Genomic DNA, 21,419 nt, shown 5'->3' with positions numbered 1-21,419 from the left:
GATTGGATGAAAAAAAGATAGAAAAACAGAAAATTTAAATAAAATTCGAGGAGGAGCTAAATATGAATATTAGAGAAAGTGAACTTCCGGGTATTGGCTATAAATTTCAAATCGTTACGAAAGGTAATGAAAAGATGGTAATTGTTATTCATGATGACGGACGTAGAGAAATGTATCATTTTGATTCAGACCATGAAGAAAGTATCTCAAGTATTTCATTACGCGACTCAGAGGCAAGACAAATTGCAGCAATATTAGGTGGAATGGTGTATAAACCTAGAGCATTGGAAAATGTTGAAATGGTTTTTGAAGGTTTAGCGATTGAGTGGTTTAAAGTAGAGAATGCTGCGCCAGCAATCGGAAAAACAATTGGCGATCTGGAAATAAGAAAAACATATAGCGTAACGATTATTGCAGTTATGAAAAAGAATATGAAAAAGCTATTTAATCCAGGACCAGAAACAGTAATTGAGGAAGGCGATATGCTTGTAGTTTCAGGCGAGAGAGAAGAAATTAAAAAAATTATTAATGAGTTACTTTCGAATAGGGGGACTGACTAGATGGATACGTTAATTTTTGAAGTTGGTACAGCGTTAGTATTAGTTGCAATTGCGGCAGTAATTGCTGGAAAGTTTAAATTCTCAGTTATTCCGTTTCTAATTGTTCTTGGGATGCTAGTGGGACCACATGCGCCGACAATAGGTGTGATCGATTTCAAATTTATTGAAAGTGCAAATGTCATTTCCTTCCTTGGACGGATTGGCGTTCTGTTTCTTCTGTTCTATCTAGGACTAGAGTTTTCAATGAAAAAACTAATTAAATCTGGACGTTCTATTGCGATTGGCGGAACGATCTATATTTTAATTAACTTTTCACTTGGGTTATTATACGGATTTATAATGGGATTCCCTTTACTAGAAATCTTAATTATTGCGGGGATTATTACGATTTCTTCTAGCGCTATCGTTGCAAAGGTGTTAGTGGATTTAAGAAGAACTGGTAATAATGAGACCGAATTAATTTTAGGAATTATCATGTTCGAAGATATATTCCTGGCTGTATATTTATCAGTCGTTTCTGGATTAGTTCTAGGGGATCACGCTTCATTCTTAGGTGCCCTTACTTCAATTGGAATTGCTTTAGGATATATGCTTCTATTCTTTATTGTAGCTAGAAAGGCGACGCCGTTATTAAATAAATTGCTCAATATTAGTTCAGATGAAATTTTCATTATTGTAGTATTTGCTTCATTATTCTTTATTGCAGGATTCTCGGAAACAATTCATGTTGCTGAAGCAATTGGAGCACTTCTTTTAGGGTTAGTTTTCTCTGAGACAGAGCATAGTGACAGAATTGAACATCTCGTTGTTCCATTTAGAGACTTTTTCGGAGCTATTTTCTTCTTCAGTTTCGGATTAAGCATTGATCCGTTCTCACTGGGCGGAGCGATATGGTTAACGTTAGGTGCTGTCCTTCTTACAATCATCGGAAACTTTATAGCAGGAATGATTGCAGGACGACAAGCTGGATTATCTCATAAAGCGTCAACAAATATTGGATTAACAATTGTTTCAAGAGGAGAATTCTCCATCATTATGGCCAATATCGGTATCGCTGGTGGTTTAATGTCAGTCTTGAAGCCATTTTCAGCACTATACGTGCTTATACTATCTATCTTAGGTCCACTTCTGACGAAAGAGTCAAAGAATGTATATAAATTTTTAAATAAAGTCTTTAAGTGGGATACGAAGACTAACTAAATTAAAAAAATAAAAGTAAAAGATATGTATGAAAAATTGATTGCGGAAAAGGAATCTATGTCGATATAGATTCCTTTTTGATTGGCATTTTTTCAAGGATGAAAGAATACGTTTAATATTTACCATATTGTGGAATACATATAGAAAAAGGATGCTTGGAAAGGGGAATAAAGAGAAATGGAACTCCAGTTTCAAAATGTATATCAACAGGTGGAAAATTGGTATGTGTTGGATTCGGAGCTTCCTTGGGATGTCAAAAGGCTTAGAGACGATTTATTTTCACTGATTGAAGTATGTAAAACACCGGTTATTTTTTGTGATACGTGTGATGCGAATCATGTCCTTTTATCATTAGGAGAAGAAGAAGAGGAATTTTTATTCCCGGTAGGTGGTTTTTATCATAAAGAAAAACAATTAATTTTTGTTTGTATGTGGGAAGAGTATGAGCAAGTGCTTAAAACACTACTGCATGAATTTCGTCATGCAATGCAGCATAAGAGCGAAGTATTATATGTGGGAAGTGAATTGTACGAAGATAGATGGATTGAGAAAGATGCGAGAAAATTCGCGGAGAGGAAGTTAGATGAATATAAAAATAGAAAGCTAATGTAAAGCATAGTGGAGAAATGACGCTGTGCTTTCTTTGTTTCTTACTAAAAATAAGTAATTGACTTTTATAAAGTTTAGTTCTAAACTAATGGTATGAAACGAGCGAGGTGATGAAATGAAAACAGAAGATAGACTAGGTTTACTCCTATGGTTTCGTTTATCACGTTTTTATAACAAAAGTATTCGTGAGACGAATCAGCATTTGAAAGAATGGAATGTATCTGCCGCTCAGTTTGATGTACTAGCTCAAGTTGGAGGGCATGATCGTTTAACGCAGCAAGAGCTTGGAAATAAGCTATTTGTTACGAAAGGAAGTATTACACAGCTTTTAAATAAAATGGAGCAGCTTGAGTGGATTCGTCGTGAACAAGAAGGTACTACAAAATATATTTCATTAACAGAAAAGGGAAGAGCTTTATATGAAGAAATCGTCCCGCCTCAAGAAACATTCCAAGCGGAGCAGTTTCAAAATTTAAATGTAGAAGAACAACATCAATTATTACAATTACTAAAAAAGTTACAGTGAGAAAAATTTAAAAATAAATCTTGAATTCGAGATAATATGAGGTGAACGGTATGTTTAGAAAAGTTGATCATAAAAATATGGGAAGAGCAAATCACGGTTGGTTAAATACACATTTTCATTTTTCCTTTGCCAATTACTATAATCCTAATAACATGAACTTTGGTGCATTACGTGTAATTAATGATGACTTAGTAGCACCGCAAACTGGTTTTGATATGCATCCACACCGCGATATGGAAATCATTTCGTACGTTGTAGACGGTGCTTTAACACATGAAGATAGCATGGGGAACCGCGGAACAATTGAGCGTGGACATGTTCAATATATGAGTGCTGGCACAGGTGTATTTCATAGTGAGCATAATTTAGGAAATGAAACATTACGTTTATTACAAATTTGGATTTTACCAGACCGTGAGGATCATAAGCCAAACTATGGTGAGTTTAAATTTGATTGGAGCAAGCGTGAAAATGAATGGTTTCATATGGTATCTCAAGTAGAAGGCGGGGCACCAATTCAAATTCATCAAGATGCGAATTTATATTCTTTATCGTTAGAAGCAGGAAAAGAAATTCATTTTCCAGTGAAAGAAGGCCGTCAATTGTATGTTGTACAAATTGAAGGTAGTAGTGTAATCAATGGTGAGCCACTTGTTATGCGTGATGCAGCAGAAGCGATTGAAGAAGATATTCATATTGAAGCGAAAGAGCAATCACACTATTTAGCAATTGAATTGAAAAAGCAATAAAATGTTTATAAAAAAGAGGACGTCCGATAGGATGTCCTCTTTTTTTGAGTGGAATTGTCAGAAAAAACTTTCTCAAATTTTAGGTAAAGGTATCCACTTGAAAACCAAGAACTGTATAAAAGTGTCAAAAATCTTTAGGGAATGGGGAATGTTATAGTGAAAAAGCAAGTCATTTCATCAGCATTAGCGTTAACTGTTATCGCCGGGGGATTTGGAACATTTGGAGCAACGACAACGAAAGCGGAAGAACAAAAAATTCAATACCATCAAGAATTTAAAACGCCTGCATACATAGGTGAAGAATGGAAAGCACCGGAAGGACTAGATAAAAAAGAAACGGTCTTTCAATATTTAGAGAGTAAGAAAGATATGTTCAAATTAGCAGGAAATATTGATAAACACTTTAATGTCGTTGGGGAAGAAAAAGATGCTGAATCCGGTACAACACACGTGAAGCTAGTTGAGAAACATAATAACATTCCTGTGTACGGTTCAGATCAAACAGTTACACTAGATAAAGAGAATAATGTAAAAGCATTCTTCGGACAAGTTATTCCGAATTTAGAGGATAAAAATATTCCTGCATTTGCAAAGATTAGTGCGGAGCAAGCAGAAACAATTGCAAAGGCAGATATTGAAAAAGAAGTTGGTAAAGTAAAGAATTATGACGGTGTGAAAAAAGATTTATATGTGTATGAAAAAGATGGGAATTACTATCTTGCATACTTAGTGAAAGCGTCGATTTCAAAGCCAGCTCCAGGGTATTGGCATTACTTTGTTGATGCAACGAATGGAAATGTGATTGAGAAATATAACGCTGTAGATCACATTACAGGATTTGGTTACGGAGTACTAGGAGCTAGACAATCATTTGAAATTGCTCAAGATGAGAAAACAGGACAATTCAACTTGTTTGATGGTAAACGAGGACAAGGTATCCATACGTTTGATGCAGAAAATATGGATGAAAACTTGTTTAATTTATTCTCACAATGGCTTGGATATACAGGAGAAGAAGTTGAAAGTAAATCTAAGTTCTTCGAAGATAAAGCTGCAGTTGATGCGCATGTAAACGCAGGAAAAGTATATGATTACTACAAAAAGACATTTAATCGTAACTCTTTCGATGATAAAGGCGCGAAGCTTATTTCGACTGTTCACGTTGGAGAAAGCTGGAATAACGCAGCTTGGAATGGTGTACAAATGATGTATGGTGATGGCGATGGAAAAACATTCATTCCATTATCTGCTGGACTAGATGTTATCGGTCACGAATTAACGCATGCTGTAACGGAACATACAGCAAATCTTGTTTATAAAAATGAGTCAGGTGCGTTAAATGAATCGTTATCTGATATTATGGGTGTCATGGTTGAGAAGAAGAGCTGGGATTTAGGTGCTGACATTTATACACCTGGAAAACCTGGTGATGCACTTCGTTCTCTAAAAGATCCAGCGTCTATTCCAAATCCATTAAAACCAGGTGAAGGTTACCCAGATCATTATAATAAACGCTACACTGGAACAGCTGATAACGGCGGCGTTCATATTAACAGTAGTATTAACAATAAAGCTGCATACTTAGTATCTGAAGGCGGGGAGCATTACGGCGTGAAAGTAACAGGAGTAGGCCGTGAAGCGACAGAAAAAATTTATTACCGTGCTCTTACGAAATATTTAACTGCAAACTCTGACTTTAAGATGATGCGCCAAGCAGCACTTCAGTCAGCTGAAGATTTATATGGTAAAAACTCTAAAGCTGTACAAGCTGTAACGAAAGCTTATGATGCAGTAGGCGTAAAATAATAAGAGAAAAAGACCTGACTAGGATGTCAGGTCTTTCTGTATTTAGTCGCGAATACCTAATGCGATTTTCGCCATACGTGACATACGTTCTTTAGACCAGGGCGGATTCCATACGACATTTACTTCTATTTCATTGACTTCAGGTACGTTCGTTGATAATACTTTTTTTACGTCTGATACAATTTGCCCAGCCATTGGACAACCGATAGAAGTCATAGTCATCGTAATGACAGCATTATTATTTTCATCTGCTGTAACGTCATAAACTAATCCAAGATTAATAATATCTACACCGAGTTCAGGGTCAATAACAGCTTCTAAGTTTGCATATAACTTTTCTTCAAATGCTTGTTGTGACATGTGTAGCACCCCCTACATATTAATGATATCGATTCTCATTATAACGGATATATGTATAAAGTGCAGGAAATGAGCTCAAAAAAATATTCCTCTTGGAAGAGGAATATCTTTGGAATGGCTATTCAGTTTTAAAATGTGATACGAGTTGATCTAATTCTTCAACTGTTTGTTTCATTTGTTTAGCTGTTTGTGTCATCTCATTCATCGTAACGACTTTTTTCTCAGCAGATTGTGCTGTTGCCGCTGTTTCACTAGATACTTCAGTCGAAATAGAAGCGATGTTATTCAGTGAAGCGTTCATTTCTTCAGCACTTGCAGCCATTTCTTCAGCAGTTGCTGAGATGTCTTGCATTTGAGTAGATACTTTGTTTACTTGTTCTACAATTGTTGTGAAGGAATTTCCAGCTTCACGAATGACATGAATGCCTTCAGATGCTTCCGAACGGCCTTGTGACATCATAGAGCTCGCAGTTTCAGTGTCTTGTTGAATTTGATGTAGTAATTGGTTAATATCTGTTGCAGCAGTTTTAGATTGTTCAGCAAGTTTTCTAACTTCGTCAGCTACGACAGCGAAGCCTTTTCCTTGTTCGCCAGCACGAGCTGCTTCGATAGATGCATTTAAAGCAAGTAAGTTTGTTTGTTCCGCGATATTAGAAATAGATTGTACAGCTGTATCAATATACTTCGTGTGGGTGATTAGACGTTCGACCACTTCTGACGTAGCATTTACAGCGTCGTGTATCGTTGTCATTTGTGAAACAGATTTTTGAATAACAGTATTTCCATCGTTAGCTTGTTCAGATGTAGCTACAGCAAGTTCAGTTACAGATGTGGCAGATTCAGCAATGCGCTGAACACTTACTGCCATATCGTCCATTGCAGTTGAGCTTTCTTCCATGCTAGCGGCTTGTGATTGAATACTCTCATTTAAGTTGGACATTGTGCTTTGAACTTTTATCGTTGCCTCGCGTGATATATTCGTCTTTTCTAGTATGTTTTCAGAAGCGTTTTGTACTTCTACAGATGTTTTTTGAACACGATTAATGATATGTTGTAGGTTTTCTAACATTTTATTAAATGATGTTGCGATCGTACCAATTTCATCATTACTGTTTACTTGTAGGCGGGCTGTTAAGTCACCTTCTTGAGATGATAATTCTTTTAGTTTACTATCAATTTGTTGAATTGGTTTTACAAGTTTACCAGAGAACCACCATGCAAGAGTGATAGCTACGATAATGCAAATAATAAGTGATAAGAAGACAACATATTCAATTTGTAGTGAAGATTGATCAATTTTTTTAATAGATTGATCACGTAATTTAGCCTGTTCATTACTGTAATTTGTGAAGTCACCAATTACTTTATATACAGTATTATTTTCTGCATAAGCTACTTTTAGTGCCTCTTCCCACTTTTGTTCTTTTGAAAGAGGGAAAACTTTCTCTTCAATGAATTTTCTCCAAGTGGATCCTGATTCCATTGTATTTTTTACAGATTCAGAAAGGTTAGGATTTGAAAGAAGTTGCTCTTTCTTATCTTCAAGAAGTTTACTCATCGAGTTAAATTTGTCTAATTCGACCTGATCATGTTGTAATAAATAACCTCTTAAAGCAGAGAGCTGTACTTGATAAGCATCTCCGCGCTCTTTTAATTGTGTTGCAAGAGGAGAGATTTCTTTTTGTAATGCTTCAGTTTGACGAGATTGATCCATGGTAAAAAATAAAATAAAATAAAAGCTAAGGCGATGCCAAATAAAGCGCAAATCGTTCCCATCATAAACATTAGTTTTTTTCGAATGCTAATAAAATTCATATGATAAAAAGCCTCCTTTGTGAAATCTTAGTATTAGAATTAATAAATTTAAAAAATTGAAAGAAAGCTTTACTCCAGATGGAACAAAGCTTTCTTCTTTCCTTTAGGAATTATAGCAGACGGAATGGGAGATAGAAAGAAATATTTTAAAGTGAAAAAGAGAGACTGTAAATCTCTCTTTTTAAAACCTTGGAGCTCATAGAAGTATAAATGAAAATTTTGCTTTAAACGTTTGTCTTGAAATGAGAAACGAGAACTTCAAGTTCTTGCACAGTCGTTTTCATTTCAGATGCTTTTTTAGCGACGACACTCATTTTGTTTACTTGGTCACCAGCTGAAGTTGCTGTTTGTGATGTTTCGGCGGCAACCTCATTTGAAATAGAAGCGATGTTATTTAAAGCTGCGTTCATTTCTTCAGAACTTGCGGCCATTTCTTCAGCAGTTGCAGACACCTCCTGCATTTGTGTAGAAACTTTGTTAATGTGGTTAACAATTTCTGAGAATGAAGATCCAGCAGTACGAATGACTGTAATGCCTTCAGAAGCCTCTGATTGACCTTGCGTCATCATTTCATTTGCTATTTTTGTATCTGCTTGAATTTGATGAAGTAAATGGTTAATATCAGTTGCTGCTAGCTGAGATTGTTCAGCAAGTTTTCGAACTTCATCGGCAACAACAGCGAAGCCTTTTCCATGTTCACCAGCACGTGCGGCTTCAATAGAAGCATTTAAAGCGAGTAAATTCGTTTGTTCTGCGATATTAGAAATGGATTGAAGAGCAGTATCAATATGATTTGTATGTGTAATGAGTCGCTCTACCACTTGCGATGTAGCGTTAACAGCTTCGTTAATGGTATGCATTTGTGTAATAGATTTCTCAATGACTTTATTCCCACTATCTGCTTTTTCTGATGTTGTAACAGCTAGGCTAGCAACAGAAGAGGCGGATTCTGCAATACGCTGAACACTCGTTGCCATATCGTCCATTGCAGTTGAACTTTCTTCGATGCTGGAAACTTGTGAACGAATATTATGCTCAAGAGCATTCATAGTCTCTTCAGTCTTGGCGGTATTTTCCATAGAAGCAGTTGTTTCGATAAACACATTTTCAGATGCTTCTTTTACACTTGTTGATGTTTGTTGCACTTGTTTTATTATACGTTGTAAATTAGCGAGCATTTGATTAAAGGAATTGGCGATATCACCGATTTCATCTTTACTCGTTACATGCAATCTAGCAGTTAAATCACCATCTTGCGAAGCTAATTCTTTTAATTTCTCATCAATTTGTCGTATCGGTTTAACGAGCTTACCAGAGAACCACCATGCTAATAAAATAGATGTTATTGTACATGTAATAAGTGAGAAGAAAATAATATATTGAATAAGAGATGAAGAAGATTCTACGTCAGCAATTAATGCGTCACGTTTATCATTTTCTTCATTTGCATATTTCGTAAAACGACTTAAAAGGTCGTTTACGTAATCAGTTTGAGCTAAAGCGATTTTAGATGCTTCGTCCCATTTTCCTTCGCGAGCGAGAGGGAGGACTTCATTATCTATGACGCTTCGCCATTTTCCGCCCATTAAAATGGCTTCTTTCATTCCTTCCGAAAGTTTTTTATCACTGGTTACTTTTTCTCTCGTATCAGCTAGTTTTTTTCCTTCTCGGTTGAATTTATCCAATCCTTTTTGATCATGTGACAGTAAATATTCTTGTAAACCAGCAACTTGTGCTTGGAACCAATCGCCACGTTCTTTTAAAATGGTTGCTCTTTTTGATACATCATTTTTTAACATTTCAATTTCACTTGCTTGGCTCATAGCGAATGAAAGTATAACAATAAGAGCAATGCTAAATAAAGAAGAAATGCTTAAGAGTGTGAACAGTAGTTTTTTTCGAATACTAACATATTTCATCGTTACCCCTACCTTTAAAAACTATTTATTATAATTTATAAATATTAAGAACGAAATTAATAAAAACATTATTATGAAGTTATTAATCTGTTCAATAAAAATTATAGCAGATAATGGAATATGGCAGATTCATATGAGTAAATGTTCTTAAAATGTATACATTTGTATATCAAAAAATTCATCAATAAAAATGAGAAATGCTATTGTAATTTGAAATAACATCATGTATACTTCTAATTAGTTGATAACGATTATCAGTATCAACTAAGACATTACTCTTCGTTATGTTGGTCATACCCCTTTTTGACGACGTAAGTCAGAGACGAAATGTTGAAATATCTTGTGTCCTATTCTACAGAATTATGGTAATCTCCAACCTCAACTTATATGCGTGAGCATGCAAAAAGGATCCTATCCGTGAAGGGATCCTTTTTTGCATGCTGTCGCAATTAATGTATAGAGACCCGGTACACGCTCTTCCATTCCTTCCGGTGCAGTAGAAGGGAAGACCCATCTTTGATGAGGCCCGTGTTCTTCAACTAGTTTTTCAATTTTAAAATGTTCTTCTGCAAGTGTTGTAACAATTTCTCCTAGCGTCCAGCGACGGATGGTTGTTTTAGGTAACGATTCTTTCTGCGCTTCTGTAAGAAGGATGCTATAAGCAACATCATCTTCAATCAATTCTTCATCAAAATAATTTCCATTTGCTCGAAATGATGGGTGGTCGACTCCTAATAATTTAGTATAAACAGGGTGATAGTCACGAAGGATCAGCATTCCATCTTCTTTAAGTAAAGTAGCAATTTTTTGAAAGAGCGGTTTTAAATCTAAAAAATAATGGAGTACACCGAGTTCCAGCAATACGATATCAAATGATTCGGAGAGCTGCACATGTAATACATCAGAAACGACATATTCGATAGAGACACCGGCTGCGTCCGCAAGTTCATTTGCATATTTTGCATTACTTGCTGAAATATCAACAACTGTTACGTCAGCTCCTAAAAGAGCGAGAGCAACAGCTTTATTTCCTTTTGACCCGAGTAAATTAATAATACGTTTTCCTTTCGGAGATTGTATGTAAGGTAAATAGTGATCTACCTCACGCATAGGGTCTTCTATGATTTTTTTCGCATAATCAGCTGGTGCCCCGTGACGATTCGTCCAAGCTTCATAAGCAGCTGCATTCCAGCTTTTTTCATTACGTGTGCTTAGTTGTTTTTGATTTAATTATATCACTCCTTTTGTGAACGTATAGGTATTCGGCAGGGGGATGGAATTTCCTTTTCTTTCTAGATAAAAGTTTGATTTTTCTGTAATTAAGTCGTACAATACTTGTTATACGTAAAAGCGTTGAAAAGGAAAAGTAGGATGAACACATTCTTTCCAGAGAGCTTCGGTAGCTGAGAAGAAGCAAGAATATTCATTTGAACAATGGCCTTTGAGCTTCGTCCTGAACTTATCAAATGATAATAGTAGGCGGCGACGAGAGTTGGTACTCGTTATCAAAACCACAGTATAAGAGCATATAGCTCCGTACTTGTTAAGGCTAATTATGTGAGTAATTGGCGAAATAAGGTGGTACCGCGACTGTTTATACAGCCCCGCCCTTATCTTTTTTTAGATAAGGGCGGGGCTTTTTATATTTTAAAGGAGGAATGTAAGATGAGTATTTTTATTGGAGGCGCTTGGTCGTATGCAAATGGTTCGTTACATCTTGGACATATTGCGAGTTTGTTACCTGGAGATATTTTAGCACGTTATTATCGGGCAAAAGGTGATAATGTGTTGTATGTTTCGGGAAGTGATTGTAATGGAACACCAATTGCAATTCGGGCAAAACAAGAAGGTGTGACAGCGAAGGAAATTGCTGATCAGTATCATGAAGAGTTCCAGCGATGTTTCCGTAGCCTTGGTTTTACGTATGATTGCTATACACGTACAGATAGTGAGCACCATCATGAAACGGTTCAAAATGTTTTTTTACGTTTATTAGAAGAGGGACATATTTATAAAAAAACAGTGGAACAAGCATATTGCGAAACGTGTACACAATTTTTACCTGATCGTTATGTAGAAGGGATATGTCCGCATTGCCATGAAGCAGCGAGAGGAGATCAATGCGATGCGTGTTCAGCTATTTTAGATCCACTCGATTTGTTAGAAAAGAAATGTAAGTTATGTGGTAGTACACCATCCGTACAGGAAACAGAGCATTTCTATTTTGCATTGCATACATTTCAGGAGCAAATCAAAACGGCTGTAGAAAACGCCAAACAAACAGAAAGATGGCGCGACAATGCGATTCAACTAACAGAGAGATATGTAAAGGAAGGATTACTAGATAGGGCTGTATCACGTGATTTACCAATTGGGGTACCAATTCCAGTAGAAGGGTATGAAGATAAGAAAATTTACGTATGGATTGAAGCAGTGACAGGCTATTATTCAGCGAGTAAACATTGGGCTGAAAAAACAGGGGAAGATGATCAAGAGTTTTGGGATAGCGAAGCGAAAACATATTATGTGCACGGAAAGGATAATATTCCGTTTCATTCCGTCATTTGGCCAGCGGTATTACTTGGAATAGGGGAAGGAGCAATCCCGCGTCATATCGTTTCGAATGAATATTTAACAGTGGAAAAAAGAAAATTATCTACAAGTAAAAACTGGGCGGTATGGGTGCCTGACATATTAGAACGCTATGATCCAGATTCTATTCGTTACTTTTTAACCGTCAACGCACCAGAAAATCGCGATACTGATTTTTCATGGCGTGAATTTATTTACAGTCATAATAGTGAATTATTAGGTGCATACGGGAACTTTGTGAACCGGACATTAAAGTTTATTGAAAAATATTATGGTGGTATCGTGCCGAAAGGAAGTATTGATGTAGAGCTGAAAGATAAAGTAGAAGGATTATATAAACATGTAGGAGAGGGGATTGAGCAAACTAAATTCAAGGTGGCGCTAGAATCAATATTTGATGCAGTACGTTTTGCAAATAAATACTTTGATGAGAGGCAGCCTTGGAAACAAAGGGAGGATGATCCAGTTTCATGCGAAGAAACGATTTATAACTGTGTGTATCTCATCGCTAATTTTGTAAATCTTCTTGAACCATTTTTACCATTTTCAAGTGAAAGAGTTAGAAACACATTATCGATTGTGAACCGGAATTGGGAGCCTCAACATACGTTGCCAAGTAGAATTGATAGCGTGCAGCCACTATTTGAACGGATTGATGTGAAACAAATTGAGCATGAGGTAGAGAAATTATATGGAGCGGTAAAGTGAGATAGAGAAAAAGACCTTTCAAATACATGAAAGGTCTTTTGTTATGCAGTAGGATTCTCTTTCTTATCCTTTAAGAAGAACAGCACAGCAAGGATTACGAGAATAATAGCTGCAATATCATATGTTATTTTGAATGTGGTATTAAAGTTTAAGTACTCCACCAAAGGGGTTTTGACTGCTCCAGCATATATGCAAATAGGAATGATGAGCACATCGTAAAATTTCTTTTCTTTCATATATCTTATTAGGAAGAAGATACACATAATGGCAAAAAAGGCTACGCTTAAAATAGTCATTTATACCTCCAAATAGATTTGAAATTATACCACATTGTAACTTTATTTCCATTTATACGCAAGTTAATATTTTTAAGCACTATACACGCGATTACGTTTTTTTTCTTTCCTAGCTGTAAGAAGTTGAGGAGTGAAAATCCCAAGTAATATAACGATAATCCCAATCCACTGCATAAACGTTACGACTTCATGTACAAGTGTAATAGAAGCGATAATGGCCGTTGGTAATTCAGCTGCTCCTAGTATTGTACCAAGTCCTGTTCCTACTTTCGGTACGCCAATTGAAAAACAAATGACAGGTACGACAACACCGAACAAGCCGAGGAAGAAAGCATATTTCCATAGGCCAGCTTGCAAAGCACCGTCTGTTAAAAAGCTTGGTGGGAAGAATAGGCATACGATCAGAGTAGCGCTTGTTGTCATAAGAAAACTTTTCGTATAAGGCGGAACTTCTGTAGCGACACGCCCGCTTGCAAAAACATAGAATGAAAAAGAGACAGCGGCTAATAGTCCAAAGATAATCCCTTTTGTAGAAAAACTTTGTCCGAGGCCTTCAAATACACCGCCAGCAAACAATGTACCAGTAAATAAAATAATGATAGATATGACCTTTTCACGGCTCGGAAAAGTTCGATTTGCAATTGCTTCAATGACTACACCAATCCATGTGAATTGGAAAAGTAGGACGACAGCGATAGATGCTGGTAGTTCTTCTACAGAAATAGCGTAGAAGATACCGGTCATACTCATCGTTGTACCAACTGTTAGTAAGGAAAAGAATTGCTTTTTTGTTACTTTATGACGTGAAACGAAAAGAACGAGCAGGAGAAGACCAATCCATCCGAAGACATATTGTCCTCCTAATAGTTGATGTGCTGAAAATCCATCAATGAATCCGAGTTTGAAAATAGTTGAAAGTACGCCGTAGCTACAAGCTCCGAATAAAACGAGTAATGAATACTTAAATTTCTCCATGAAAATCCTCCTTTTAAATAATAAAAAACGCCCGCTATCCAAATAAGGATAACGGGCGAACGAAACAGAGTCATATACTCTACAAAATTCCGCCACTCATACGAAGTATGAATTTGGGGTATGAAATTGTAGTAGGTTTTTACATTGCTTTTGGGAATACAATAGAACATTTTACACCTTGAGGCGTGTTTTGTATCCCGTAAGGAAACTGATGTTTATCTAGTATTTGTTTTACAATGTATAACCCAAGACCACTACCTTGTACTAAGCCATGTTTGTCAGGGTTTGCGCGATAGAATGGCTCAAATAAATGGGCAAGTTTATCCTCATCTATTTGTGAACCTGTATTTAATACTTCTAATGCGTAACCGTTTGGCTTTTCATAAAGCTTTATATATACATGCTGATGGTCAATTGTATAATGAATTGCATTTGAAATAATGTTAAAAATGGCAGTTTGAATAAATTTAGGATCAGCTAAAACTTGTACATCTTGTTTAATGTTAGATTGAACATTTAACTGCTTTACAGATACGAAATAATCTACTTTCTTCATAACATCCTCAATAATATTAGTTAATGAGATAACTTTTAAATCAGGTTTAAATTGAGGGTTTTGTATTTTGGATAATTCCGACATTTTTTCCGTTAATATGTTAATGTCTTGCATCATTTCATAGGAACGTTTTAAATATTTATCTCTATCTTTATAAGCTCCAATTCCGTGAATCATGCCATCTAGTTGTCCCATAACGGCTGCGATTGGTGTTTTTAATTCATGGGAAACCATAGACATAAATTCTTTACGAGATTGTTCTAATTGTTGTTCCTTTTTGAGTTCATTTCTTAAATCTTGATTGCTTGCATGTAAATTCTTCACTATATTTGGTACTTGTGAAGCAGCTACTTGTAAATTAAAATCTGTTTGATCCGCATTTTTGTTGAGTAGCTTTTTATCTGAGAAATCAAGATTCATAATATCTTTTAAAGCATCACTCATATATTGAAAAGGTTTAGCAATTAGTTTTGCATAAATTAAAGATCCGAGCAGAGATAATGCAAGCATTGTTGCGCCAATATGTGGAGCTAATTGCTGCAGTACATCTGTTAATTTTGGATTATCTTGCGCATCATTTGCTTTACTTGCTGCATTTTGTTTATGTAAGGCATCATTAGTAGCGACTTGCTTTTCCATTTCTGTAGATGGAGCAGAAGCGCTATTTTTCCCCGAAATATTTTGAGTATGTTCTTTTGCTTTTGCAGTTTGGCTAGGCTGCAAAAGGTGATTGATAGCTGTAGAGAGAGAATTATAATCTATAATAGCAGATTGGAAATTAAACATGTCCCCCTGTGATACAGCTTTATTTTGATTCGTTTTACTTTGGTCGTTTTGTTTATCTGAATCCGCTTGTTCTGTAGTATGCGTTCCATTTTCTTTCGCAAAACGTTCTTTATCGTAGTTTGAAGCTAAGAAGTAAATAACTTGATAAAGACAAAGTGATAAAAGAATACAAAATAATAAGGTTTTGATGAAAATATTTTTGGTGATGTTGTCTTTGCTACGATTCGATTTTGTAGCCAATGCCTTTCACCGTTTTAATATAAGGAATTCCTAATTTTTTTCGTAAGTTTTTAATATGTGTATCTATAACTCTTACATCACCATAATGTTCATAGCCCCATACCTTATTCAACAAATCACTTCTTGATAATACTTTTCCTCGATTTTGCAGTAAAGTATAAATAATTTCAAATTCTTTTGTTGTCAATTCAATTTGATTACCATGAACATAAGCGGCGTATGCTGTAGAATTTAACATCAATTCATGGAATTGTAGTATAGTCGCAGCTTCGGCTTCCTTCGTTGCTGCCCTTCTTAATACAGCTTCTACACGTTTAATAAATACGGTGTAATGGAACGGTTTCGTAATATAGTCATCAATACCTAATTCAAATCCTTTAATTTCACTTTCTTCATTATGTAAGCCTGTTAACATAATGATTGGTACATCAGATTGTCCTCGCATAATTTTACAAATACTATAGCCATCTATATCTGGTAACATCACATCAAGGAGGACAAGATCGTATGAATTTTTTTGGAAAAGAAGTATACCTTCTGTCCCAGCACCAACGACATCAACAGTAAAGTTTTGTGCCATTAGAAATTCACGAATTAGTTCTTGTATATCTGGGTTGTCTTCAATCACCAGTATATGCGTCATAGTAACACCTCCTAAATAACGCTTTTTACTGCAATATTCGAATTCATCATTTTTTCGATGACTCAGATTGTTTATACATATAATAAGCCCCCGCCATAAAATAATCATGAAAGTAGCAAGGGGAGTTGTTTAGTGAAACTGAATATTTAAGAATTACAGTAATTCTATTATAGTATGTATTATAAAATTTATAAAATATTATAACTGTATAATTTTAATATCCATGTTTATCAATGTTTAGATGTTACCTAACACAATCTATTCCTATTATATATGTAAATACAGTTGTTTTGCTACTGTAAATGAAGAAATAAAATAAGCCAAGACATAAAATTCTTGGCTACACGTAAATCGCGCTTTGAGGTTATTTTACAGTGACAGTAGCTTGCTGGGGAATACGCTCAAATAACCAGTGTATATCATTGTTATACATACGAATACAACCTAGTGTTGTCCACTTACCAATTGCCTGATTATTGTTCGTACCATGAATCGCATAAGTTGTTCCGTAAGTTCCTGCCATGTTTAGTCCGAGCCAACGGTCACCAAGCGGATTACGTGGATCGCCGCCTTTAATTTTGCCTGTGTAATAAGGACGATTTTTAATTTTATTTACGATTTGGAAAGTACCTTTAGGTGTAGGAGTAGATGCTTTTCCAGTAGCGACAGTAAAACTTTTTATGAATTTTCCGTTTTGATAATAATCCATTTTATTTAACTGTGTGTTTACAATCAGTTGATCTTTCGTTGTAGCTGCCTCAGCATTTGTGAATGGAATAGTTAAAAATCCTAATGATAATAGTGCGCCTAATAATAGTTTTTTCATTATATTCTCCTTTTTACTATTGTAATAGTCTTACATACAATGAATTTGCAATCCTCGTAATACTTTATTTACATTTTCATCTAATGTTTCAAAGAAAGTAGTAATTTTGGCATTGTGTTTGTTGTTTTTATCAATAAGTAATCTTTCATTTAATAAAAGTTCGCCATGTAGTCCAAAACTTTGAACTTGAATATTTAATTCATCTTCCGTTTCAGAAATAATTGGTAAGAAGTAGTGAAAAGCTTTCGTTGGAATGATGTAGCTTTTGCCAATCATGCTTTCTTGATTTGAATTAATCCATTTTTTCGTAACAATCTTAATGTTCTTTTTTGAAACGATAAAAGACAGTGTTGTAGACTTTGTTAAACTTACGTCAAATTCATTTGTTTCACATATGTGTAAATTAAAAACGGTTTCATTTTGGTGAGATTCAACATTTGTATTAATAAACTCGTGCATTTTATAAGCTTCCATTTCGTATTCACCCTTTTTTCAATTTCGAAAAGCGATTAATATTTATTCAAATTAATGTTTAGTCATATATTAGTTAAATTTTTAAACAAATTCCGATATAATCTTACAATACGTATATGAAGCTAATATGAAGTTCGTATGAGTTTGTAGTGGTTTTTTATTAAGAACAAAATATAACGATTTTTAAGTGTTAAAAAATGGATAAAAAATGCATATTAAGGCCCTGGTTTCTCACGTTATATACTTGTTAAGTTGTCTGAAAATGAAAGTAAATAAAGAACGGAAAAGTTTAGTGAGAGCCTTACAAAAATGTAATAAAAATGTAAGCTATTGTGATAGTTATTTCGACAATTTTTTTATACAATATTAGTAAGAAGTTGCACGTGATTGAAAGGAGAGATGACATGGAATGGATTCATGAATTATTTCAGCAATACGGGTACTATGTTGTACTTGTCGGCTTGCTGTTAGAATATATTGCACTTCCGTTTCCGGGAGAGCCAACGTTAGCATATGCGGGATTTTTAGCACATAAGGGTGATTTAAGTTTACCGATTTTAATTATCCTATCCTTCATTGGGACAAGTGTAGGAATGACGATCCAATACTTTTTAGGAAATAAATTAGGAATGCCCTTTGTTCAAAAGTATGGGAAATACGTATTTTTAACACAAAGAAAAATCGACTTAACAAGAATGTGGTTTGATAAGTATGGATACTTCTTGATTTTTATCGGTTTCTTTATTCCTGGTGTACGTCACTTTACAGGATACTTTGCGGGAATTATTAACTTACCGTTCCGCCGTTTTGCAATTACAATTTACTCAGGTGCTCTATTTTGGGTATCATTCTTCTTAATCGGTGGTTACTGGCTAGGTGGCAATTTACATGATATTTTTGGAGCGCTAGAAGGTCATATCGGTAAAATTATTTTTGGAGTGATTGCGATTGTAGCAATTACGTTAGGAGTTCGTTTCCGTAAACAGTTAAAACGAGCATTATTACAAAACGCAAGTTAATATGGAATCCATTCTATGTCAGAATTTAGGAAGGCAGTGCAGATGCACTGCCTTTTTTATTTTAATAAGTTTTTGTTTACCTGTTTAAAAATTTATAGATTATCTTGTCAATTATTAACGTCAAAATGACAATTATAATTGACAATAATAAGGATATTATTTACAATTTTATTTAAATAAATGAAAAAGAGGGAAGACATGAAGCTTCAAAATCGAGTGAGGGAATTGCGAGCAAAGCATCGTTTATCACAAGGGGATTTAGGGAAAGCGATTGGATCATCGCGGCAAACGATTAGTTTAATTGAGCGCGGGGATTATGCACCATCTATCGTATTGTCGTTAAAAATCGCACAAATTTTCAATGTACCGGTGGAGGAAATATTTACGTTAGTGGAGGGGGAAGAGGATGATGAAGAGTAAACGAAAAAAACAATTTGATTTTGTGGGGAAAATGGCATTAAGTATGATGGGTGGTTTTTTAACATCTTATATAGCTTTAGATTTACTCTCGGATGAACCGAGAAAATTATCATCCAATACATTTATAGGTATATGCACCATTTTTGGAATCTTAATGATGTACTACACTTGGAAGAATACACGTATGTTAGCAGAGGCACGCGATGAAGAAGAGAGTGTACAAGGCAGAAAATTAGGCATTATAAGTATATATTTACGTGTAGGTGATATAGTTACGCAGGCATGGTTTGTATATGCAGTTATTGCATGTAGACGTGCACTGTTGCAGGATACAAATGTTTCATTTGCAGTGTGGAATTTAGTAGCTTCTATTGTTTGTTTAACTATTGTAGTGATTAGTGGGCTCATAACAAAAAATCGTTATAACAAGCTATATCCTGAACAAGGTGTGACATATATGGAATCTATGAAAATGTGGACGAAAAACGCAGATGAAGGATTAAAGCACATTGTGCATGAGGCTGGATATAAAGCTTATGAATTTACGAATACAATATTGGCATATGTATGGTGGGCTGCCGTTATATATACGGCGGCTAGTGATATCGACTTTGTATTAATTGGCTTAATCTCATTTATTTGGATATTGCATCTCGGAAAGTTCATGTACGAAATGCATAGAAAAATGATTTATTAAGGGGAGAAAAAGGTGGATATTTTAAGAAGGCCAGCTGGTACTATGACGGCGGCGTTAGTTTTGTCCATTTTATACGGAGTAATCCGAACTGGGAAATTAGAAGTAATTTTGAACCTATGGGCAATAGTTGGAATTTCATTGTTAGTATTAGCCATTCATGAGCTAGGGCATGTAGTATTCGGTGTAATAGGTGGTTTGAATTTTAAATTTATGACAGTAGGACCCATTACTGTTCAAAAAGAGAAGGGGAGAGTACGCATTCGAGAAAATAAATTATGGGCGTACTTTGGAGGCGTTGCAACACTAGTACCACCTTCTATAGAGACACCGAACCTTTCGAAAAAGTGGGCATGGCTTACTTTAGGTGGACCGATTACGAGTTTACTATTTGGTATTACTTCAGGTTACATATATATGGTGAGTTATTATCAATATCTTTTATATTTTTCCTTTTTCCATTTTGCAATCTTTGCAGTTACAATTGTGCCGATAAAAGGAACGCTTATGAGTGATGGTATGCAATTTCTTATTTTAATTAAAGATGATGAAAGAGCTAGAAATCATTTATATGAGATTCAAATATCGAGTGAGTTATTTAGTTATAAAAGACCGAGAGATTGGGATGAAAGATTGGTAGAACTGAGTGAGGAAAAAATAAAAGAAAATAAAGGGATAAGAGAGATAATGAGTAGACTTATGCTCGTCTTTTTGGCTCGTGCGGATCAAGAGGGAATGGAAAGAGCCGTACCGTATATAAAACAAATTGTTCAACTACCTGTAACGAAAGAAAATAAGTTTTTCGTTAGTAGTTTTCATAGTTGGTACCTTTTATATAAAGCCCTTTATGAGATGGATAGTCTTTCTTTAGAAGAAGCGAGGGAACATGGGAAGGCTATTACAAAAATGGACCTAAACGGATATTATCGCACACAAGGAATTATTAAATATTTAGAGGGCGATATGGAAGCATCTCGTACTTATATGAGGAAAGCTGATAAAGAATTGAAGAGCGCTGAGAAGAGTGGAATGGGATATTTACAATTAGAGAGAGAATGGTTTGAGCAGCTAAAGAAGAGGGTATCTTACGATGGGTGAGGTAACCTCTTTTTTCTATGTCGTCTTATGCCGTTCCATAAAAAGTGTGGGGCGAGTAAAATAAGATAAGAAGAGCAAAGCTTGGAGGAATTCTAGATGGAAATTTTAACGATTATTTTAATCGTCTTGCTCATTTATGTTGTTTTTAAAGTGGCATATGTAGCATTAAAAATACTCGCGATCTTATTAATTATCTTTTTAATCGTAGAGTTCGGCAGTAAATTGCTTGGGGGATAGGGTATGTTGAGCGTCTTTAGTGTCGAAAGATGTCGGTAAGTCGATATCCTGTGTCGAATCGTCGATATAATGAAAAAATCGCTGATATAAGTGGAGAAATCGTCGATATATTTGAAAAATCGCTGATATAATCTGGTTGGTACTGGATGGGGTATATGGAAAAGAAGTTGCCGTGAGGGTAACTTCTTTTTATTGTAGTGGCGGGGTATAGAGTATAAATAGATTGCCGAAAATTGTCGGTAAGTCGATATCCTGTGTCGAATCGTCGATATAATGAAAAAATCGCTGATATAAGTGGAGAAATCGTCGAT

Annotated in this window: 21 protein-coding genes, 1 pseudogene and 1 other annotated feature; of the genes and pseudogenes, 12 read left to right on the top strand and 10 right to left on the bottom strand. The window is 35.3% G+C overall.

All coding sequences use genetic code 11. The annotated features are described in order from the left end of the window. Nucleotides 1-62: 62 nt before the first annotated feature. The 6 genes from PDQ33_RS18480 to nprB all read left to right on the top strand — a co-directional run bounded on the left by PDQ33_RS18480 (nucleotide 63) and on the right by nprB (nucleotide 5,450). Nucleotides 63-560: a cation:proton antiporter regulatory subunit gene (locus PDQ33_RS18480; protein ID WP_001026069.1), complete on the top strand. Its 498-nt coding sequence runs from the start codon at nucleotides 63-65 to the stop codon at nucleotides 558-560. Continuing rightward, nucleotides 561-1,760 carry a cation:proton antiporter gene (locus PDQ33_RS18475; protein ID WP_000380208.1) on the top strand — a complete coding sequence of 400 codons (1,200 nt, stop codon included), beginning with the start codon at nucleotides 561-563 and terminating at the stop codon, nucleotides 1,758-1,760. Between the two features lie 177 nt (nucleotides 1,761-1,937). Next, nucleotides 1,938-2,372: a DUF3920 family protein gene (locus PDQ33_RS18470; RefSeq protein WP_000422825.1), complete on the top strand. Its 435-nt coding sequence runs from the start codon at nucleotides 1,938-1,940 to the stop codon at nucleotides 2,370-2,372. Nucleotides 2,373-2,484: 112 nt separating this feature from the next. Further along, entirely contained in the window at nucleotides 2,485-2,895 is a 411-nt protein-coding gene (locus PDQ33_RS18465; protein ID WP_270393803.1) for a MarR family winged helix-turn-helix transcriptional regulator, read from the top strand. Between the two features lie 50 nt (nucleotides 2,896-2,945). Beyond that, nucleotides 2,946-3,644: a pirin family protein gene (locus tag PDQ33_RS18460; RefSeq protein WP_061131782.1), complete on the top strand. Its 699-nt coding sequence runs from the start codon at nucleotides 2,946-2,948 to the stop codon at nucleotides 3,642-3,644. A gap of 156 nt (nucleotides 3,645-3,800) precedes the next feature. Beyond that, complete coding sequence (gene nprB / locus PDQ33_RS18455) at nucleotides 3,801-5,450, top strand: neutral protease NprB (RefSeq protein WP_061131781.1); 1,650 nt, start codon at nucleotides 3,801-3,803, stop codon at nucleotides 5,448-5,450. 42 nt (nucleotides 5,451-5,492) lie between these two features. Here nprB and PDQ33_RS18450 read toward each other — a convergent pair whose 3' ends face one another. From PDQ33_RS18450 to PDQ33_RS18435, 4 genes and pseudogenes are all read right to left on the bottom strand, one after another. Continuing rightward, on the bottom strand, nucleotides 5,493-5,810 hold the full coding sequence (locus PDQ33_RS18450; protein WP_000082521.1) for a metal-sulfur cluster assembly factor: 318 nt from the start codon (nucleotides 5,808-5,810) through the stop codon (nucleotides 5,493-5,495). Nucleotides 5,811-5,928: 118 nt separating this feature from the next. Continuing rightward, nucleotides 5,929-7,368, bottom strand: coding sequence for a methyl-accepting chemotaxis protein (locus tag PDQ33_RS18445; protein WP_429680397.1), 1,440 nt, complete (start codon nucleotides 7,366-7,368; stop codon nucleotides 5,929-5,931). A 481-nt stretch (nucleotides 7,369-7,849) separates the two neighbouring features. Then, complete coding sequence (locus tag PDQ33_RS18440; protein WP_061131779.1) at nucleotides 7,850-9,544, bottom strand: methyl-accepting chemotaxis protein; 1,695 nt, start codon at nucleotides 9,542-9,544, stop codon at nucleotides 7,850-7,852. Nucleotides 9,545-9,955: 411 nt separating this feature from the next. Next, nucleotides 9,956-10,774, bottom strand: a pseudogene (locus PDQ33_RS18435) (class I SAM-dependent methyltransferase); the annotation flags it as partial. Nucleotides 10,775-10,888: 114 nt separating this feature from the next. Then, nucleotides 10,889-11,159 (top strand) — a binding site (T-box leader). Nucleotides 11,160-11,209: 50 nt separating this feature from the next. Between PDQ33_RS18435 and metG the strand changes: the two are divergent. Continuing rightward, entirely contained in the window at nucleotides 11,210-12,844 is a 1,635-nt protein-coding gene (gene metG / locus PDQ33_RS18430) for a methionine--tRNA ligase (protein WP_270756526.1), read from the top strand. A 41-nt stretch (nucleotides 12,845-12,885) separates the two neighbouring features. On the opposite strand, the gene PDQ33_RS18425 is transcribed toward metG, so the two are convergent. From PDQ33_RS18425 to PDQ33_RS18400, 6 genes are all read right to left on the bottom strand, one after another. Beyond that, a complete protein-coding gene (locus PDQ33_RS18425; RefSeq protein ID WP_000154152.1) occupies nucleotides 12,886-13,140 on the bottom strand; it encodes a hypothetical protein in 255 nt (84 codons plus the stop codon). A 72-nt stretch (nucleotides 13,141-13,212) separates the two neighbouring features. Further along, nucleotides 13,213-14,115 (bottom strand): EamA family transporter, encoded by a 903-nt coding sequence (locus PDQ33_RS18420; RefSeq protein WP_061131777.1) that lies wholly within the window; start codon nucleotides 14,113-14,115, stop codon nucleotides 13,213-13,215. A 139-nt stretch (nucleotides 14,116-14,254) separates the two neighbouring features. Next, nucleotides 14,255-15,697 (bottom strand): sensor histidine kinase, encoded by a 1,443-nt coding sequence (locus tag PDQ33_RS18415; protein ID WP_061131776.1) that lies wholly within the window; start codon nucleotides 15,695-15,697, stop codon nucleotides 14,255-14,257. Continuing rightward, the gene (locus PDQ33_RS18410) at nucleotides 15,675-16,340 is read right to left on the bottom strand and encodes a response regulator transcription factor (protein ID WP_000148833.1); all 666 of its coding nucleotides are present in this window, start codon (nucleotides 16,338-16,340) and stop codon (nucleotides 15,675-15,677) included. The genes PDQ33_RS18415 and PDQ33_RS18410 overlap by 23 nt, the downstream gene beginning before the upstream one ends. 364 nt (nucleotides 16,341-16,704) lie before the next feature. Next, the gene (locus tag PDQ33_RS18405) at nucleotides 16,705-17,166 is read right to left on the bottom strand and encodes a L,D-transpeptidase (protein WP_000734937.1); all 462 of its coding nucleotides are present in this window, start codon (nucleotides 17,164-17,166) and stop codon (nucleotides 16,705-16,707) included. Between the two features lie 30 nt (nucleotides 17,167-17,196). After that, nucleotides 17,197-17,640 (bottom strand): DUF3978 family protein, encoded by a 444-nt coding sequence (locus tag PDQ33_RS18400; RefSeq protein WP_270756527.1) that lies wholly within the window; start codon nucleotides 17,638-17,640, stop codon nucleotides 17,197-17,199. A gap of 404 nt (nucleotides 17,641-18,044) precedes the next feature. On the opposite strand from PDQ33_RS18400, the gene PDQ33_RS18395 reads away from it, so the two are divergent. The 5 genes from PDQ33_RS18395 (at nucleotide 18,045) to PDQ33_RS18375 (ending at nucleotide 21,108) form a co-directional block, all read left to right on the top strand. Then, the gene (locus PDQ33_RS18395) at nucleotides 18,045-18,659 is read left to right on the top strand and encodes a DedA family protein (protein ID WP_000454757.1); all 615 of its coding nucleotides are present in this window, start codon (nucleotides 18,045-18,047) and stop codon (nucleotides 18,657-18,659) included. Between the two features lie 198 nt (nucleotides 18,660-18,857). Next, nucleotides 18,858-19,079, top strand: coding sequence for a helix-turn-helix transcriptional regulator (locus PDQ33_RS18390; RefSeq protein WP_000776168.1), 222 nt, complete (start codon nucleotides 18,858-18,860; stop codon nucleotides 19,077-19,079). Further along, nucleotides 19,069-19,776, top strand: a complete 708-nt coding sequence (locus tag PDQ33_RS18385; protein WP_061131953.1) for a DUF3169 family protein — start codon at nucleotides 19,069-19,071, stop codon at nucleotides 19,774-19,776. The genes PDQ33_RS18390 and PDQ33_RS18385 overlap by 11 nt, the downstream gene beginning before the upstream one ends. 42 nt (nucleotides 19,777-19,818) lie before the next feature. After that, nucleotides 19,819-20,871 carry a hypothetical protein gene (locus PDQ33_RS18380; RefSeq protein WP_061131952.1) on the top strand — a complete coding sequence of 351 codons (1,053 nt, stop codon included), beginning with the start codon at nucleotides 19,819-19,821 and terminating at the stop codon, nucleotides 20,869-20,871. A 96-nt stretch (nucleotides 20,872-20,967) separates the two neighbouring features. Further along, a complete protein-coding gene (locus tag PDQ33_RS18375; protein WP_000404784.1) occupies nucleotides 20,968-21,108 on the top strand; it encodes a DUF3985 family protein in 141 nt (46 codons plus the stop codon). Nucleotides 21,109-21,419: the final 311 nt, after the last annotated feature.

This window comes from Bacillus cereus group sp. Bc031, from assembly GCF_027716265.1.
GTDB lineage: Bacteria > Bacillota > Bacilli > Bacillales > Bacillaceae_G > Bacillus_A > Bacillus_A paranthracis.
This window is presented reverse-complemented; position numbering and strand designations above follow the sequence as displayed.

What these genes read in the sequence shown, in the direction of transcription:
- PDQ33_RS18480 (WP_001026069.1), top strand. Translation starts at nt 63, where the DNA reads ATGAATATTAGAGAAAGTGAACTTCCGGGTATTGGCTATAAATTTCAA.
- PDQ33_RS18475 (WP_000380208.1), top strand. Translation starts at nt 561, where the DNA reads ATGGATACGTTAATTTTTGAAGTTGGTACAGCGTTAGTATTAGTTGCA.
- PDQ33_RS18470 (WP_000422825.1), top strand. Translation starts at nt 1,938, where the DNA reads ATGGAACTCCAGTTTCAAAATGTATATCAACAGGTGGAAAATTGGTAT.
- PDQ33_RS18465 (WP_270393803.1), top strand. Translation starts at nt 2,485, where the DNA reads ATGAAAACAGAAGATAGACTAGGTTTACTCCTATGGTTTCGTTTATCA.
- PDQ33_RS18460 (WP_061131782.1), top strand. Translation starts at nt 2,946, where the DNA reads ATGTTTAGAAAAGTTGATCATAAAAATATGGGAAGAGCAAATCACGGT.
- PDQ33_RS18450 (WP_000082521.1), bottom strand. Translation starts at nt 5,810, where the DNA reads ATGTCACAACAAGCATTTGAAGAAAAGTTATATGCAAACTTAGAAGCT.
- PDQ33_RS18445 (WP_429680397.1), bottom strand. Translation starts at nt 7,368, where the DNA reads ATGAGTAAACTTCTTGAAGATAAGAAAGAGCAACTTCTTTCAAATCCT.
- PDQ33_RS18440 (WP_061131779.1), bottom strand. Translation starts at nt 9,544, where the DNA reads ATGAAATATGTTAGTATTCGAAAAAAACTACTGTTCACACTCTTAAGC.
- metG (WP_270756526.1), top strand. Translation starts at nt 11,210, where the DNA reads ATGAGTATTTTTATTGGAGGCGCTTGGTCGTATGCAAATGGTTCGTTA.
- PDQ33_RS18425 (WP_000154152.1), bottom strand. Translation starts at nt 13,140, where the DNA reads ATGACTATTTTAAGCGTAGCCTTTTTTGCCATTATGTGTATCTTCTTC.
- PDQ33_RS18420 (WP_061131777.1), bottom strand. Translation starts at nt 14,115, where the DNA reads ATGGAGAAATTTAAGTATTCATTACTCGTTTTATTCGGAGCTTGTAGC.
- PDQ33_RS18410 (WP_000148833.1), bottom strand. Translation starts at nt 16,340, where the DNA reads ATGACGCATATACTGGTGATTGAAGACAACCCAGATATACAAGAACTA.
- PDQ33_RS18405 (WP_000734937.1), bottom strand. Translation starts at nt 17,166, where the DNA reads ATGAAAAAACTATTATTAGGCGCACTATTATCATTAGGATTTTTAACT.
- PDQ33_RS18400 (WP_270756527.1), bottom strand. Translation starts at nt 17,640, where the DNA reads ATGGAAGCTTATAAAATGCACGAGTTTATTAATACAAATGTTGAATCT.
- PDQ33_RS18395 (WP_000454757.1), top strand. Translation starts at nt 18,045, where the DNA reads ATGGAATGGATTCATGAATTATTTCAGCAATACGGGTACTATGTTGTA.
- PDQ33_RS18390 (WP_000776168.1), top strand. Translation starts at nt 18,858, where the DNA reads ATGAAGCTTCAAAATCGAGTGAGGGAATTGCGAGCAAAGCATCGTTTA.
- PDQ33_RS18385 (WP_061131953.1), top strand. Translation starts at nt 19,069, where the DNA reads ATGAAGAGTAAACGAAAAAAACAATTTGATTTTGTGGGGAAAATGGCA.
- PDQ33_RS18380 (WP_061131952.1), top strand. Translation starts at nt 19,819, where the DNA reads ATGACGGCGGCGTTAGTTTTGTCCATTTTATACGGAGTAATCCGAACT.
- PDQ33_RS18375 (WP_000404784.1), top strand. Translation starts at nt 20,968, where the DNA reads ATGGAAATTTTAACGATTATTTTAATCGTCTTGCTCATTTATGTTGTT.